This window comes from Streptomyces sp. NPDC060184 (assembly GCF_042728795.1).
Taxonomy (GTDB): Bacteria; Actinomycetota; Actinomycetes; order Streptomycetales; family Streptomycetaceae; genus Streptomyces.
Window position 1 is genome coordinate 82,954 of the sequence record NZ_JBHWYX010000024.1, and the last position, 14,534, is coordinate 97,487.

Consider the following 14,534-nt stretch of genomic DNA (forward strand, 5'->3'; position numbering starts at 1 on the left):
GACGCGGTCGGGTGAGGTTCCGTCAGCCGGAGCCCACAGGTCCAAACAGGTCCCCGTCCGACTCCTCCCACGCCAACTGCGCCCGTACCAGCCCGTGCAGCAGTTCCGGGTCCACGTACGCGTCCTCCTCCGGAGCGCCGCACCGCCAGCTCAGCGGGTACGTGTTGCCCTCGACGCCCGGGATGCCGACCCAGTGGTCCCGGGCGGCCGGCCCGAAACAGGTGGCGCCCGGCGGCCAGTCGAACTCCCGGCTCGATCCGGGAGGGATCAGGAAGTACGTCCACCGCGCCCCCGCGACCTCCCGCACCACCGGACCGGGTTCACCCGCGGTGAGCGTGATCAGGTGGTGGACGACCGCCTCACCTCGTACGCCCTTCAACCGGATCGCGTCGAAGTGAACTCCGGACAGGCGGAGTTGATGGCCGGCCACGGGGACCCATGCGGGGAGATTCTTGATCGTCACGGCTACGAGAATCCCGCCGGCCGCCCGGCACGTCCCGCACGACACGGACCCCATCGGGTGATGCGGAAGGACGGCGGTGGCCGCGGGCGCCGAACGCGTCCCCGCACCGGAGCACCCGCGCGCCGCCGACCGTCCGGCCGGCTCCCGCCCGCGGGTGCGTACGGTTCACAGACCCGGCGCGCCCCACACCGGGAACCACCGGGCCAGCTCCTTCTCCACCCGCAGGTCGTCCCCGAGCGCCGCGCGGACCTGGAGTTCCAGCTCGTTGTCCCGTTTCTCCCCGGCGCCGGGGAGCGGGGCGAACGGGTAGAAGGTGCCGCGCTTGTACAGGTACACCAGCGCCAGCGAGCGGCCCTCCGGGGCGCGGAAGCCGATCAGCGAGCAGAGCAGGTGCGGGCCGAAGCCGCCGTCCTGGAGCAGGGTGTTCACCGCGTGCAGGTCGTTGACCAGGGCGGCGGCGTCCTCCGGCGGCTGCTGGGCGAGCAGCCAGGTGTAGCCGTACGCGTCCTGGCTGAACTCCACCGGCACCCCGCCCGAGTCCGTGGCCGCGTCGACGTCCAGCAGCTCCCGTACGTCCTGTTGGAGGCGCGCGAAGTTCGCGCCTTCCACCCCCGCGAAGCAGACCGATCCCCGGCCGGACGGGGTGAAGCCGGTGGCGGCCTGGAGGGTCAGGGCGGCGGACGGCACGGCGAACAGCTGATCCAGATCCGGACGGACCGGCTTGCTCCGGCCGAGGATCGCGTCGAACAGACCCACGGGGGGCTCCTCCAGGGTGACCGGGACCCGGGTTCACCGGGGCCCGGGACTACGGGCGGGACAGGTCGGCGGAGATGCGGGCCAGCTGGTCGAGGCGCTGCTCCAGCGTCGGGTGCGAGGAGATCAGCCGACTGAAGCTCTCCTTCGAGGAGAAGGCGGGGACGAAGTAGAAGGCGTTGTACGGTTCAGCCTTCCGCAGGTCCTCCGTGGGTATGCGCGCCATCTGCCCGCTCACCTTCGTCAGCGCGGAGGCGAGCGCCGAGGGGCGGCCGGTGAGCAGGGCGGCGGTGCGGTCCGCGGAGAGCTCGCGGTAGCGGGAGAGCAGCCGGGTCAGCAGGAAGCTGAGCGCGTAGACGACCGCGCTGATCAGCGGGATCAGCATGATGATGATGCCCGCCGGGTCGTTCCCCCGGCTGTTGCGGGCGAAGCCGCCCCACAGGGCCACCCGGGTGATGATGCCCGCCAGGACCCCCAGGAACGACGCGATGGTCATGACCGCCACGTCCCGGTGGGCGACGTGCGACATCTCGTGCGCGAGGACGCCCTCCAGCTCCTCGGGCTCCAGTCTTCGCAGCAGCCCGGTGGTCGCGCAGACCAGGGCGGATTTCTCGTTGCGGCCGGTGGCGAACGCGTTCGGCACGTCACTCTGCGCGACGGCCACGCGTGGCTTGCGCATGTCCGCCAGCGCGCAGATCCGGTCGATCGCCCCGTGCAGCTCCGGCGCCTCCTCGGGGGTGACCTCGCGGGCCCCCATCCCGTACGCGGCGATCCGGTCGCTGAACCAGAACTGCACGACGAACAGCCCGCCGGTGATGACCAGGATCACCGGCCAGGAGCCGCGCAGCACGGCCAGCAGCACCCCGACGAGGACCACGTACAGCAGACCGATGAAGAACATGGTCGACACCATGCGTGTGGTCAGCCCCCGGTCGGGGGCGTAACGGGAACGGGCTCTGGCCATCGGTGCCTCCCAAGCCGTACATGCCGCACATGCCTGCCACGTCTCCATGGTGCTCCTGTCCGGCGGAAAGCGGACCCGCGCGCCCCGCGGCCTTTCGGCCTGCCCTCCGGGGCGGACGCGCGGGTTCCCGTTCGCTGGATAGCGTGGTCAGCGCTGTGCGAGGAGTTTTCGGCGTGCGGAAAACGCGGGAAAGCGGACCGGAATACGGACCGGAATCCGGACCGCGGCACCGACCGGAATACGTACCCGGGAGAACCCGGTAACCGAAAGAGAGAGGCCGCGATGGAGAAGCCCGAGATCGAACCCCCCGTGGGCGATCCGCCGACCGAACTGCGGATCAGGGACCTCGTCGTCGGCGACGGAAAAGAGGCCAGGCGCGGCCAGGTCGTCCGGGTCCACTACGTCGGAGTCACCTTCGCGACGGGAAAGGAGTTCGACTCCTCCTGGGAGCGGGACACCCCGTTCAAGTTCGCCGTGGGCGGCGGCCGGGCCATCAAGGGCTGGGACCGGGGCATCGTGGGGATGAGGGTCGGCGGGCGCCGCGAGCTGGTCGTCCCCCCGCGCCTCGCCTACGGCAAGCAGTCGCCCTCCGCGCTGATCCCGCCGGGCTCGACGCTCGTCTTCGTCGTGGACCTGATCGAGACGTCGTGACGCGGAGAGCGCGGGCGCCCCTCTCCGGGGAGAAGGGCACCCGCGCTTTCGCGCCGTGGCGGCGGGCCTCAGCCGACCAGCAGCGACGACTTCAGCTCCTCGATCTCCTTCGAGGAGAGGCCGAGGCCCTTCTTCTCGTAGTTCTCGAACGAGCCGAACGCGGCCTCGACCTCGTCGAAGCCGGAGTTCAGGTACTCGGCGCGGACGTCCAGCATCGGCTTGTACGCGGCGGCCATGTCGGCCGGCATCGCGGCCAGCGCGGCGGCGTTCGCCTCGGCCCGGTAGGTGTTGCTGGCCAGGTAGTCCTGCATGACCGTGGCCCTCGGCACGCCGAGCGCGGTCAGCAGCGCGGCGTTCGCCCAGCCCGTGCGGTCCTTGCCGGCCGAGCAGTGGAAGAGCACCGCGTGCTGGTCGTCGTCGGCCAAACCGGCGAAGACCTGCTGGTAGGCGGCCTTGCCGGTGGCCGAGCTGACCATCGCCTTCTCGCCGTCCACCATGTACTGGGCGGACTTCTCGGCGGAGGACAGGTCGATCGCCGAGGTGACGTCGCCACCGATGACGTCGGCGACCACGTACCGCGCACCGGCCGGCACGGTGTCCGGGGCGGAGGTGCGCTCACCGGCGGTGCGCAGGTCGAAGTCGACCTTGATGCCGAGGCGGTTCAGCTTGGCGACGTCGGCGGCGGTGAGGGTGTTCAGGGCACCGGAGCGGTAGACCTCGCCCATCTTGACCCACTGGCCCGTGCTGGTGCGGTAACCGCCCGCGTCACGGAAGTTGACCGTGCCCTGGAGCGCGATCTCGCGGTCCGCGAGGTGGAGCGAGCCACCCTCCGACGGCACGAAGTCGAACCACTGGCGGTCCGACGCCGGCAGGTGCTTCACGGTCACCGTGGCGTGGCTGCCGCCCCGGGCGACGACCTTGCCGTTCGCCTTGATGGTGACCTGGCGGACGCCGGGGGCGTTCCAGCTCAGGGTGTACGAACCGTTGTCGTTCGCCGTGACGGTCGCGGCGGTGAACGGTATCCGCTGCTGGTGCTGCTGCCCACGCTCGTGCGAGGCCGACGGCTTGCCCCGGTGGGCGGAGGCGTGGTGGGGCGCGGCCGAAGCGGCCGAGGCACCGGCCCCGACGAGCAGAGCGGCGGCGGCGACGGCCGCGGAGACCTTGGCGCGGTTCATGGTGTTCATGGGGGTGAGCCTGCTTTTGCCGGACGAGCAAGGGGGAAACCCCGGATGAACTGCTGACAAAGCCGAGCTGCACCTCTGGGCCCGTGTGCTTCGCAGGCTCACGGCCAGAGCAGTTCTCGCACCCACCCCGCTCCCCGGCGGCGGTAGCGGAGCCGTACGTGGCGGCGGCGGGGGTCGCCCTGGAAGAACTCGACCTCCTGCGGCTGGACGACGTACCGCCGCCAGCTCGCCACCTCCGCCCCGGGTTCGTCCCGCGCCCGCCGCCACGCGGCGTCCGAGGCGCGGGCCAGCTCCCCGAGGTCGTCCAGGACCTCGCTCTGCCGCCCGACCAGGCCGGAGGCGAGTGCGCCGGTGGAGCGGGCGTGCAGATCGGCCCGGCTCTCCTCGGCGGACCCGAGGGCGACGGGGCCGCGTACCCGTACCGTCCGGCCCTGCACCGGCCAGTAGAAGGCGAGCGCCGCGTGCGGGTGGGCGGCGAGCTGGTGGCCCTTGGCGCTGGTGGCGTGGGTCGCGAAGCGCCAGCCGCGCTCGTCCGCGTCGTGCAGCATCAGCGTCCGCACGTCCGGGTGGCCGTAGGCGTCGACGGTGGCCAGCGCCATGGTGTGCGGTTCGGGCTGCCCGGCGGCCACGGCCTCGGCGAACCAGGCGTGGAAGAGGGGGACGGGCGCGTCGGGCGCGGTCGCCGGATCGAATCCGGGCAGCTCGGTGTCCCACACGCGCTGCGCGTGCAGCAGGCGGAGGAAGGCGGTGTGTGCGTCGGTACGGGACGCGTCGTCGTCGCTCATGGCGCCATTGCAGCAGGCCGCGGCGGGGGAGGGGGGCGCGGGACGCGGGACGCGGCATGTCCCGGGTCCACCGGCATGTCCCGGGTACACCGACGGCGGGCCACATCGCGCGTGTGGCCCGCCGTCGGTGAGACAGGATGCCGGGCGTCCGGGGTTGGCCGTGCGCCGCCCGGTGAAGGGGGGTGGATCCGTCGCGGGCGCCTACTTCGTGGGCTTCTTGCCGGTGACACCGAGGTGCACCAACAGGGCGAGGTTCGGGCGGAGTTCGCCGACCTTGACACCCGTGCCCGTGGTCAGGGCCTTCTGGTGCGAGGCGACGGCGGCCAGCATGGCGACGAGCGATCCCGCCACCGCGGCCGGGTTGACGTCCTTGTCGACCTTGCCCTTGCCCTGGAGCTCCTTCACCGCGTCCGTCAGGGAGTTGGTGAACGAGCTCAGGATCTTCACGCGGATCTTGTTGAACCGCTTGTCGCCCTCGGCCGAACCGAGGTCGATCACACGGAGAATCGCGTCGTTGCGGCGCCAGAAGTCGAGGAACCCGTCGACGAGTTCCTCGGCCGCCTGCCAGCCCGCCTTACCGACCCACGAGCGTCCGGAGGCCAGTTCGTTCAGCCCGGTGCCCTCCTTGGCCAGTTCGTCGGCGACTTCGAGGACAGCGCCTTCCACGTCCGGGAAGTACTGATAGAAAGTCGCGGGTGAAGTCCCCGCCTTCCGTGCGACGTCGATGACTTTGACGTCCCGGTACGGCGAGGAGCCGAGCATCTCGCTGAGGCAATCGAGCAGCTTCTGCCGCGTCGCCTGACCGCGCCGACCGGCCACGCGGCCGTCGACGGTGCGTACTTGTCCTGTCATGCCGTCAGCTTACCGACGGGTGAACGGAGCGCGATTCGGCCGAGTGCAAATGGGGAATTACCCAGCGCGCAGAGGGCGGCGGGTGGTATTTCGGCCATCTTTTTCGTGTGGTCCGAAGAGGCCGGTGGATACTTCTGTTGCCTTTGCGGCGTGCGTGTTCACCAGAGGTCGCGCGAGCGGACGGATGCGCGAGTAAGTGTTATCAACAGCCTGTGGACAACATCGGTGGACAACTTTCCTCCCCGGCCCGGCGCATCCGCCGAGCGGGCCGGTGTGCGGAATCCGCCCGGTCCGCCGATCCGGCCGGCGTCCCAGGTCCGTCGCGTCCACCTCCTCCCGTTACGTCCTGCCGTGTCCCGTCACGTCCGTGTCCCGTCGCGTCGCGCCGCCGTCCCTCTCGCGGGGGAGCGCGGGCGCCGTTACGTTGGCCGGGACAGGTGTCACGCCCACGTGACGCGCCCGGCCGCGCGGCAGGACCGCGCTCCCGGCGAGGGAAGGACCCGGCCCATGGCGGCATTCGCGCACTCCGTGCCCTGCTGGGTGGAGGTGCACCTCTCGGACCTCGAAGCGGGCAAGCGCTTCTACGGCGGGCTCTTCGGCTGGACCTTCCGCGCCGGGGACGGCATGCCCTTCGCCGACGCCTACAGCGACGGCCGGCTCGTCGCCGCGCTCGCCGCCAAGACGGACGGCCGGATGCCCACGACCTGGGGCGTCCACTTCGCCACCGACGACATCCGGGCCACCGTCTCCGCGATCCGCGCGGAGGGCGGCCAGATCATCACCGACCCCGTCCGCGCGGGCCGCGCCGGAATCCTGGCGCAGGCCGTCGACCCGGACGGTGCCGCCTTCTGGCTGTGGCAGGCGGAGGAGCGGCCGGGCTTCGAGAAGCAGAACGAACCCGGTTCGTACTGCTGGACCGAGCTCTACACCCGCCGCCCCGACCGGGTGGACCCCTTCTACGCCGCCGTCTTCGGCTTCCGCAGCGCCGACCTGGACGCCGCCACCAGCGGGGATCCCGGGACGGCCGAGAGCGGCATCGACTTCCGCATGTGGTCCCCGCCCGGCGCCACCCCCGGCCCCGACACGGCGATCGGCGGCCGGAGCGTCATCACGGACGACTTCCCCGAGATGATGCCCAGCCACTTCCTGACGTACTTCGCCGTCGCCGACTGCGACCGCACCGCCGAACGGGTGCGGGAGCTGGGCGGCCGGGTCACCGCCGTACCGTTCGACATCCCGTACGGGCGGATGGCGGCGTTCCAGGACGACCAGGGCGCCGCGTTCGCCGTGCTCCAGCCCGCGGAGCTGATGCTGCCGTAGGCCGTGTGCCGCCCTGGGCGGGCCGGTGGCCCGGGTCCGCGGGCGCCCACGGAGCCGTCACCGGTGGACCCGTCCCCCGGGCTCGTACCGGTGGACCCGTACCCGCGGACCCGTCCCCGCGGGTCCGTACGGGGCCGTGATAGGACGGGCCCGTGTCCGGGATGAAGATCGACGTGGTGATAGCCGACGACCAGGAGCTGGTCCGGGCCGGGTTCCGCATGATCCTGGACGCGCAGCCGGGCATCGAGGTGGTCGGGGAGGCGGCGGACGGCGTCGAGTGCGTGGAACTGGCCCGCAGGCTGCGGCCGAGGGTGGTGCTGGCCGACATCCGGATGCCGCGCCTCGACGGCCTTGAGGTGACCCGGCTGCTGGCCGGCCCCGGAGTCGCCGACCCGATGAACGTCGTGGTGATCACCACCTTCGACCAGGACGACTACGTGCGCGGCGCCCTGCGCAACGGCGCCTGCGGCTTCCTGCTGAAGGACGCCACCCCGGCGCTGCTGGTGGAGGCCGTGCAGGCGGCGGCCCGGGGCGACGCGCTGGTGTCCCCGGCGGTGACGGTACGGCTGCTGCGGCGCCTGGAGCAGGCGGAACAGGGCGGCGTCCTCGCCGCACGGACCGAACCCCAGGGGCTGCTGAGCACCCGGGAGCGGGACATCGTGCGGCTGGTCGCGGTGGGACGCACGAACCAGGAGATCTGCGCCGAGCTCTTCCTCTCGCTCTCCTCGGTGAAGACCTACCTGGGCCGTATCCAGGGCAAGCTGGACGCCCGCAACCGGGTCGAGGTCGCTGCGTGGGCCTGGGAGCACGGGGTGGTCCGGCCGCGCGGCTGAGCACACCCGGCGGGCCCTGCCGGGACTCACGGACCGAAGGCCGCCGGAGCCGAGCAGGCGGCGGCGGACGCGGGCGGCGCGTGGAGCGGGAATCCCGCCCCGACCTCCCAGCCGCCCCCGGGCACCCCGCCCGCCCGCAGGGTCCCGTCCAGTGCCTCCACCCGCTCACGCAGTCCGATCAGCCCGAAACCGCTGGACCCCCCGGCGGGCGACGGAGAGCCCTTGGGCGAGGCGGTGTTGGTGACGGTGACCCAGAGCCAGCCCGCGTCCACGTCGAGACGCACCGCGGCCCGGGAGCCCGGGGCGTGCCGGCGGACGTTGGTCAGCGCCTCCTGAGCGACCCGGAACACGGAGATCTCCACCTCCGGGCTGAGCTGTGCGGTGCGCGCCGACGCGGTGGCCTCCAGCCGGGCGGGGCAGGCCGGGGAGCCGGACGCGCCGGGTGCGGAATGGGCGGCCGTCAGCTCGGCCAGCTCGCTCAGCAGATCGCCGGGGCGCTGCGGGACGTGGCCCTCCTCCCGCAGGACCCGGACCAGGCGGCGCATGGACTCCAGCGTCTCGGTGCCGGACCGGGCGATGTTCCGCAGGATCGGCTCCACCTTCTCCGGGGCGGTTTCGTGGATCGCCGTCGCCGCGTGGGCCTGCACGATGATGCCGGTCATGTGGTGGGCGATCAGGTCGTGCAGGTCACGGGCGAGCGCCAGGCGTTCGGCCTGCCGGACATCGGCGACGTTGCGCCGCCGACGGGCCTCCAGGGCGCGGATCGCACACCCGAGGGTGATGCCGATGGTGAGCGCCACGGTGAGTACGTACCCCCCGGGGACGAACACCGCCCAGGAGCGCATCCGCAGCGGCAGCAACAGCGCGGCCACGCCGAGCGCGGCCGTGGAGAGGGCGGCGGCCCTGGTGCTCGGGGCCTGGGCGATGGTGCGGATCACCAGGGCGATCAACGCCGCGCCCTCCAGCCCGCCGAAGGAGGACTGCGCCGGGGCGACCGCCAGACAGACGGCCGTCAGCGTCAGCGACACCGCCACCACGCCCGCGACGCGCCACCGCATGGGGGGCGAACGGCGGGTCTCCGCGACGGTCAGCGCGGCGAGGGGGCCGGTCACCAGGACGGGCAGCCAGTTGGTGGCGGGGGAGAAGGCGTCCGGGGCGAAGCTCAGCAGGGCGAGGTCCGCCAGCCACGTCATGGCGAGCGCGAGCAGGCTGAACGTGGTGATGAGCCGTCTGACGGCCGGAGCAAACGGAAGGTGCCAGTCCACGCCCACCAGCCTAAGGAGCGGCCCGGGGTGCGGTGTCGGCCGAATGACCGACAGACCGGCGCCGGAACGGTACCTGTGACCGACCTGGCCGGGCACCCGCGCGGGACACCATGGTGATCACCGGTGGCCCGGCGCCTCTCCCGAGGCCGGGCGCCGGAGGCCGTGCCGTCGCACGCGGCGACGGTGCCGGGTGTGCTGCCGCCCGTGGGGACGGGGCCGGCACGCGCCGTGGCCCCCGCCGCCCCACCCGGCGGCGGGCGCCGCGGCCCCGTGTCCGCCACCGCCCGCGCCCCACCCTCACCACGCACCCTTTACGGAGCCCTCCACTCTCATGGCTACCTTCCTGCACAGGATCGGCCGCTTCGCCTTCCGGCGGCGCTGGCTGGTCGTCGTCCTGTGGGCCGTCGTCCTCGGTGCCGTCGGTGCCGTCGCCGCCGGCACCACGAACACGGCCTCCTCCAACTTCTCCCTGCCCGGGACCGAGTCGCAGCGGGCCTTCGACCTCCTCGACGAGAAGTTCCCCGCCGCCAACGCCGAGGGCGCCAGCGCCCGCGTCGTGGTGCGTGCCCCGCAGGGGGAGCGGGTCGACGGCGGCGCCAACCGGGCCGCCATGGAGAAGGTCCTCGCGGAACTGAAGGACTCCTCCTCCCGTGTCGCGCAGGTCAGTGATCCCTTCGCGGCCAAGACGGTCAGCGCGGACGGCGTCACCGCCTACGCGCAGATCACCTACACCGTCGGGGCCGCCGACCTGACCGACGCCGACCACACCGGCATCGACGAGGCGCTGGAAACAGGCCGTGACCAGGGCCTGACCGTGGAGGCGTCCGGCGACGCGCTCGCCGAACCCGAGCAGGGGATGGCGGCCGAGGCCATCGGCTTCCTGCTCGCCGCCCTCGTCCTCGTCGTCACCTTCGGATCGCTGGTCGCCGCGGGCTTCCCGCTGCTCACCGCCCTGACGGGCGTGGGCGTCAGCACGTCGCTGATCACCGCGGTCAGCGCCACCTTCGAGCTCGACAGCAGCACCTCCGCGCTGGCCTCGATGCTCGGCATCGCCGTCGGCATCGACTACGCCCTCTTCATCGTGTCCCGCTACCGCGCCGAGCGCGCCGACGGCTACGACGCGAAGGAGGCCGCCGCACGTGCCAACGGGACAGCGGGCTCCGCCGTCGTCTTCGCCGGTGTGACCGTGATCATCGCCCTCGCCGGGCTCTCCGTGGTCGATCTGCCGCTGCTCACCGCGATGGGCCTCGCCGCCGCCGGTGCCGTCGTCGTCGCCGTGCTGGTCGCGATCACCCTGGTCCCCGCGCTGCTGAGCTTCGGCAGCGAGCGGGTCCTCGGCCGCGCCCGGAAGCGCGGTGGAGAGCCCGCCCCGGTGAAGACCGTGAACGGCGCCCCCAGGGCCACGGTCGGCCGTCGCTGGATAGCCCTGGTGATGCGCCGGCCCGCCGCGGTCCTGGTCCTCGCCGTCGTCGCCCTCGGCACCCTCGCGCTGCCCGCGGCCGACCTCAAGCTCGGGCTGCCGGACGACGGTTCCAAGGCACCCTCGTCCACCCAGCGCAAGGCGTACGACCTGCTCTCCGAGTCGTTCGGCCCCGGCTTCAACGGGCCCCTGATCGTCACCGTCGACGACCGGACCCCGGCCACCGCGGCCGGCACCGCCGCGTCCCTCGGCAAGGCCATCGCCGCGCTGCCCGACGTGAAGGGCGTGTCGCCCGCCGCCTTCAACCAGGCCGGCGACACCGCGATCATCACCGTCGTCCCCGGCAGCGGACCGACCACCGACGCCACCAAGGACCTCGTCGCGAACATCCGCTCCCTGGCCGGGAAGTCCCAGGCCGAGAACGGCGCCCGCGCCATGGTCACCGGGACCACCGCGCTCAACATCGACGTCTCGGACAAGTTCAGCGCCGCCATCGCGCCCTACCTCGTCCTCGTCGTCGGGCTCGCCTTCCTCGTACTGATCCTGGTGTTCCGTTCGATCCTGGTGCCGGTCAAGGCGGCGCTCGGCTTCCTGCTCTCGGTCCTCGCCTCGCTCGGCTCGCTCGTCGCGGTCTTCCAATGGGGCTGGCTGAAGGATCTGTTCGGCCTGGAGCAGACCGGTCCGATCATGAGCCTGATGCCGATCCTGATGGTCGGCATCGTCTTCGGACTCGCCATGGACTACCAGGTCTTCCTGGTGACCCGGATGCGCGAGGCGTACGTCCACGGCGCCGATCCCCGTATGGCGGTCGAGACCGGCTTCCGCCACAGCGCGAAGGTCGTCACGGCCGCCGCCCTCATCATGATCTCGGTGTTCGCCGGCTTCATCGGCTCGCACGAGGCCATCATCAAGGCCCTGGGCTTCGCGCTCGCGGTCGCCGTCGCCCTGGACGCCTTCGTCGTCCGCATGACGATCGTGCCCGCCGTCCTCACCCTCCTCGGCAAGCACGCCTGGACGCTGCCGCGTTGGATCGACCGCATCCTGCCCGAGGTCGACATCGAGGGCGAGAAGCTGGCCCGCCACGACCCGGAGGCCGAGGCGGATCGCGGGCCCGCAGCGGAGACCACCCCGCAGCTCAGCGGCCGGTACTGACGGGACGTACGGGAACCCGCGAGAGCGGGGAACCGCGACCGGAGGGCCGGTGGCCCGGGGCCCGCGACCGGAGGGCCGGTGGCCGGGGACCCCTGACCCGGGGGCGTGCGCGGAGGTTCTGCGCACGCCCCCGCTCGCGCACCGGACGGACCGCGCGAACAACGCGAGTGCGCGCCAGCGCACTTCGGCCACACCCCGTGCTCCGTGCACGCCTTTCCGTCGCCCGTACGGCGGTTGCGCGGGAGCGGGCCCATAGCAGCGGAGCCCGTCCTCCCGCCACCGACAGGGCTGGTGACACCCCGATTCGCCCCCGGGTTCGCAACTGGGGGCCGCGCCAGGAAGAATCGGGGTGCGCACCGCCAGGTGGTGCCCGGTGGTGAGACGCTGCACGGGGCGGGAATTCGCGGGCAGGGTCGTGGGACCAGGGCCCGTACGGGGAGGTGGCAGGCAAGTGGAGCAGCTGACGCAGCACGACCCGAGACGGATCGGCCCGTTCGAGGTGCTGGGACGGCTCGGAGCCGGCGGCATGGGGCTCGTCTATCTCGCGCGCTCGGCGTCGGGCAGACGCGTCGCGATCAAAACCGTCCGCACCGAGCTCGCCGAGGACCAGCTCTTCCGCGTCCGGTTCACCCGCGAGGTGGAGGCCGCCCGCGCGGTGAGCGGGTTCTACACCGCCGCCGTGGTGGACGCCGACCCGCGCGCCGCCGTGCCGTGGCTGGCCACCGCGTACGTACCCGCCCCCTCGCTCGAAGAGATAGTGAACGAGTGCGGGCCCATGCCCACCCAGGCCGTCCGCTGGCTGGCCGCCGGTATCGCCGAGGCCCTCCAGTCCATCCACGGTGCCGGGCTCGTCCACCGCGACCTGAAGCCGTCCAACGTGCTCGTCGTGGAGGACGGCCCCCGGGTCATCGACTTCGGCATCGCCTCCGGGGTGTCCAACACCCGCCTCACCATGACGAACGTCGCCGTGGGCACCCCCGCCTACATGTCGCCCGAGCAGGCCCGCGACTCGCGCAGCGTCACCGGCGCGAGCGACGTCTTCTCGCTCGGCTCGACCCTCGTCTTCGCGGCCACCGGCCACGCGCCCTTCCACGGCGCCAACCCGGTGGAGACCGTGTTCATGCTGCTGCGCGAAGGTCCCGACACCGAAGGGCTGCCGGACGAACTCCGCCCGCTGATCGAGTCCTGCATGCAGATGGACCCGTCCCGCCGCCCCAGCCCCGCCGACCTCCAGGCGCAGCTCGCCCCGCACCTGTTCGCCTCGGGCAGCGACGACAGCGGCACCGCGTCGGCCTGGCTGCCCGGCCGGGCCACCGCGATGATCGAGCAGCGGCGCGGCGGCGGACGCACCATGGCGCCCGCCCCCGCCCAGGTGGTGGCCCCGCCGCCGCCCCCGCGCCCGCCGGCCGCCGACTGGGACACCAACCGGCTGCCCGAGACCGCCCCGATTCCCCCGCCGCCCGCCCGGCCCGCGCTGCCCGTGGGCCCCGGCCCCTCGGCAGGCCCCCCGGCACCGGCGGCGCCCTCCACCGACGGCGGGCCGGTCCGTCTGATCGGCGCGAAGGTCGCGATCGGGCCCGGACCGCGCGCCGCCGAGATCCGGGGCGCCGCCGCCGCGCACCCGGCCGCCGCCACCGGGTGGGTCCGCCCGCCCGCCGGGCTCGCCGGTGCGCTCCCGGCCCCGGTCACCGCGCCCGTACCGGCGCCGGCCACCGCCCCCGAGGCGGCGCCCGCCGCGCCCGACCGCTGGCGCCCCTGGCGCTTCCGCATGTCCAACGACGTCTGGGGCACCCCGGTCGTCGCGGGCGGCCTGCTCTACGTCACGTCCTTCGAGATCCACGCGCTCGACATCGGCAACGGCCGGCGCCAGTTCAAGACCCGGGACGTGGCCTGGGCGATGGCCGTCGACGGCGGGACGATCCACGCCTCCGACGGCCCCTCCCTCTACGCGCTGGACGCCATGAGCGGCACCGAACGGTGGCGGCGGCGGACCGACGCCTGGGTCTACTCCCTCAAGGCCGACCGGGGCACCCTCCTGACCGGGACCCGGGGAGGCGGCGTCCAGGCGTGGGACGCGGGCGGCGGCGAGCAGCTGTGGGAGATCGCCGGCGCCCAGACCGACTTCGAGACGGCGGAGGCCGGCCCGGCGCTCCACGACGGGATCGCGTACGTCTGGCAGGACGCCCGGCTGCGCGCGCTCGACGCCCGTACCGGCTCCGAGCGCTGGTCGTACCCCGTCGGCGACGCGGCGTCCTGCGGCGGTGTCCCGGTCCGGGTCACCCCGGCGCCGGACGGCAACGTCTACGTCGCGGCGGGCACCCGGGTGCTGGCCGTGGAGAGCGTCTCGGGCCATGTGCGCTGGCACTTCGAGGCGCCCGCCGTCTTCCTCTCGCCGCCCGCGTTCGCGCCCGGCCCGGCGGTGACCGGGGGAGGCGTGTACCTCGCGGACTACCTCGGTACGGTCTACGCGCTCGACGCCGCGAACGGCAAGGACCGCTGGCGCATCGCCACGGAGGCCCGCCACTCCGTCGAACCCGTGCTGGTCACCGGCGGAAACGTGCACGTCGGCAGCGGCAGCGCGCTCTACACCCTCGACGCGGTGACCGGCACCCCGAAGTGGCGGTTCGCGGCCGGCGGCGACGTGGTCGGCAGCCCCGTCGTCGCGGACGGGCGCGTGCACTTCGGCTCCGCCGACCACGTCCTCTACACCCTGGACGCGGCGGGCGGCACCCTGCGCTGGAAGCTCGCCACCGGCGGCGAGATCACCGGCTCCCCGGTCGCTCGCGCCGGAGTCGTCTACGCCTGCAGCAAGGACCGGTGCGTCTACGCGCTGGACGCCCTGAAGGGCACGGGGACGGGGAACAACCGGGCGCGGTAGTGACGGGTGCCGCT

Annotated in this window: 12 protein-coding genes; 5 read left to right on the forward strand and 7 right to left on the reverse strand. The window is 73.1% G+C overall.

Annotation, left to right across the window (positions count from 1 at the left end; genetic code table 11):
* Positions 1-22: 22 nt before the first annotated feature.
* The 3 genes from ACFWEE_RS18030 to htpX form a co-directional block, all read right to left on the reverse strand.
* Positions 23-463 carry a hypothetical protein gene (locus ACFWEE_RS18030; RefSeq protein WP_386890183.1) on the reverse strand — a complete coding sequence of 147 codons (441 nt, stop codon included), beginning with the start codon at positions 461-463 and terminating at the stop codon, positions 23-25.
* A gap of 165 nt (positions 464-628) precedes the next feature.
* Complete coding sequence (locus ACFWEE_RS18035; RefSeq protein WP_386890184.1) at positions 629-1,219, reverse strand: hypothetical protein; 591 nt, start codon at positions 1,217-1,219, stop codon at positions 629-631.
* 49 nt (positions 1,220-1,268) lie between these two features.
* Positions 1,269-2,180, reverse strand: a complete 912-nt coding sequence (htpX, locus tag ACFWEE_RS18040; protein ID WP_386890186.1) for a zinc metalloprotease HtpX — start codon at positions 2,178-2,180, stop codon at positions 1,269-1,271.
* A gap of 282 nt (positions 2,181-2,462) precedes the next feature.
* On the opposite strand from htpX, the gene ACFWEE_RS18045 reads away from it, so the two are divergent.
* Entirely contained in the window at positions 2,463-2,831 is a 369-nt protein-coding gene (locus tag ACFWEE_RS18045; protein WP_386890188.1) for an FKBP-type peptidyl-prolyl cis-trans isomerase, read from the forward strand.
* A gap of 68 nt (positions 2,832-2,899) precedes the next feature.
* Here ACFWEE_RS18045 and ACFWEE_RS18050 read toward each other — a convergent pair whose 3' ends face one another.
* The 3 genes from ACFWEE_RS18050 to ACFWEE_RS18060 form a co-directional block, all read right to left on the reverse strand.
* A complete protein-coding gene (locus tag ACFWEE_RS18050) occupies positions 2,900-4,015 on the reverse strand; it encodes a tyrosine-protein phosphatase (protein WP_386890189.1) in 1,116 nt (371 codons plus the stop codon).
* 98 nt (positions 4,016-4,113) lie between these two features.
* On the reverse strand, positions 4,114-4,800 hold the full coding sequence (locus ACFWEE_RS18055) for a pyridoxal 5'-phosphate synthase (protein WP_386890191.1): 687 nt from the start codon (positions 4,798-4,800) through the stop codon (positions 4,114-4,116).
* Positions 4,801-5,001: 201 nt separating this feature from the next.
* The gene (locus tag ACFWEE_RS18060) at positions 5,002-5,652 is read right to left on the reverse strand and encodes a TetR family transcriptional regulator (protein WP_386890193.1); all 651 of its coding nucleotides are present in this window, start codon (positions 5,650-5,652) and stop codon (positions 5,002-5,004) included.
* Between the two features lie 507 nt (positions 5,653-6,159).
* On the opposite strand from ACFWEE_RS18060, the gene ACFWEE_RS18065 reads away from it, so the two are divergent.
* Both ACFWEE_RS18065 and ACFWEE_RS18070 read left to right on the forward strand, forming a co-directional pair.
* Complete coding sequence (locus tag ACFWEE_RS18065) at positions 6,160-6,972, forward strand: VOC family protein (RefSeq protein ID WP_386890195.1); 813 nt, start codon at positions 6,160-6,162, stop codon at positions 6,970-6,972.
* Positions 6,973-7,133: 161 nt separating this feature from the next.
* Entirely contained in the window at positions 7,134-7,805 is a 672-nt protein-coding gene (locus ACFWEE_RS18070; protein WP_386890228.1) for a response regulator, read from the forward strand.
* 26 nt (positions 7,806-7,831) lie between these two features.
* On the opposite strand, the gene ACFWEE_RS18075 is transcribed toward ACFWEE_RS18070, so the two are convergent.
* Complete coding sequence (locus ACFWEE_RS18075; protein ID WP_386890197.1) at positions 7,832-9,070, reverse strand: sensor histidine kinase; 1,239 nt, start codon at positions 9,068-9,070, stop codon at positions 7,832-7,834.
* 331 nt (positions 9,071-9,401) lie between these two features.
* Here ACFWEE_RS18075 and ACFWEE_RS18080 point away from each other — a divergent pair, with 331 nt between their 5' ends.
* Positions 9,402-11,642 carry an MMPL family transporter gene (locus ACFWEE_RS18080; protein ID WP_386890198.1) on the forward strand — a complete coding sequence of 747 codons (2,241 nt, stop codon included), beginning with the start codon at positions 9,402-9,404 and terminating at the stop codon, positions 11,640-11,642.
* A gap of 451 nt (positions 11,643-12,093) precedes the next feature.
* Positions 12,094-14,520, forward strand: a complete 2,427-nt coding sequence (locus ACFWEE_RS18085; RefSeq protein ID WP_386890200.1) for a PQQ-binding-like beta-propeller repeat protein — start codon at positions 12,094-12,096, stop codon at positions 14,518-14,520.
* Positions 14,521-14,534 lie beyond the last annotated feature (14 nt).